The following is a 1,039-nucleotide window of genomic DNA, read 5'->3' as shown; positions in this document are numbered from 1 at the left end:
GAATAGAACGGTTCAAGCAGGGTATCGTGGCAGAGGTTTCACTTTGTATAAGATCGGCGATCATAGGCTTTTATATATAATGTTCTATAAGTATGCGGAATATAACGTATCGAACAATCTTGCTAAAAATTTAGCCTATATTTTAGATATCAAAGAGTGTACCAAAGCTATAAGGGATTTTAATTATGATCCGTATAAAAGTAGGATTCATCTAGAAAATTATAGAAATTATGTGGAAGGCGTTTATTTTAGACCCATTTTTTATGAAGATAGATACTACGCGTTGGATATTGAGAGAAATCTTCCTGGTTTGGGCTTCGGCTTTACTATAAGGCTTAAGGAGATTAAAGATAGTAGGTTGGAGACTAAATGTGAAATATCGTATCTGATAGATAAAAAGAAATTTTTTACTAAGGAGTAAATCATGCAAACGCATTCAGTTGGTTCGAGAGATACCCAATAATCTATAAAGCATCTAAAAAGGTAACGATTTGAAAAAACTACTTAGAAATTTTATGATTTTTGTAGGGTTTATCTTTATGTTATACACCTCTTATTTCCTATATTTTTATTCCAAAAAAGCCGAATATGCGACTATTTTATTGCAAAAAGCGCTTAGGTATGAAGAGAAATTTTTTACTGAGAAAACACAAAATTTAGACCCGTCTGAGCAGATTGAGCTACGGCATGAGTTTGAAAAAGAGAAATTAAAGCTAGAAAAATATTGCGGCGATGCTATAATAAACGGCGATAATGATCATTGCAAAGTTTATTACAACCTCGATTTCGACTATATTCATTTTTACGACGGGCGAAATCAAGATATCGCGCTGGGCTACGACTTTGATAACGAAAGCATCGAATTTTATAAAAAGCTCGCAGATCATTATGATTACGAAGGCAAAAAATGCAGATCGCGCAGGGTGTATAGCGAGCACCATGCGACATTTGCTATTGATAATTTTGAGCATGCGACGTTTTGGTTGGGAGATCATGGCGAATTTACCCTAAAAGATCCATATATTCATGAATGTGAATA

The 1,039-nt window shown here is 34.1% G+C and carries 1 protein-coding gene and 1 pseudogene; both read left to right on the top strand.

Features of this window, described 5'->3' with window-relative positions:
• A pseudogene (locus Q0257_RS05250) lies at nucleotides 1–421 on the top strand (hypothetical protein); the annotation flags it as partial.
• Between the two features lie 70 nt (nucleotides 422–491).
• On the top strand, nucleotides 492–1,039 hold a 548-nt coding region (locus Q0257_RS05245; protein WP_298022449.1), incomplete at its 3' end, for a hypothetical protein.

It is taken from the genome of uncultured Campylobacter sp., assembly GCF_938018035.1.
In the GTDB taxonomy this organism is placed as follows: domain Bacteria; phylum Campylobacterota; class Campylobacteria; order Campylobacterales; family Campylobacteraceae; genus Campylobacter_B.
The sequence above is the reverse complement of the archived record's forward strand: the minus strand, read 5'-3'. Positions and strand labels throughout refer to the sequence as shown.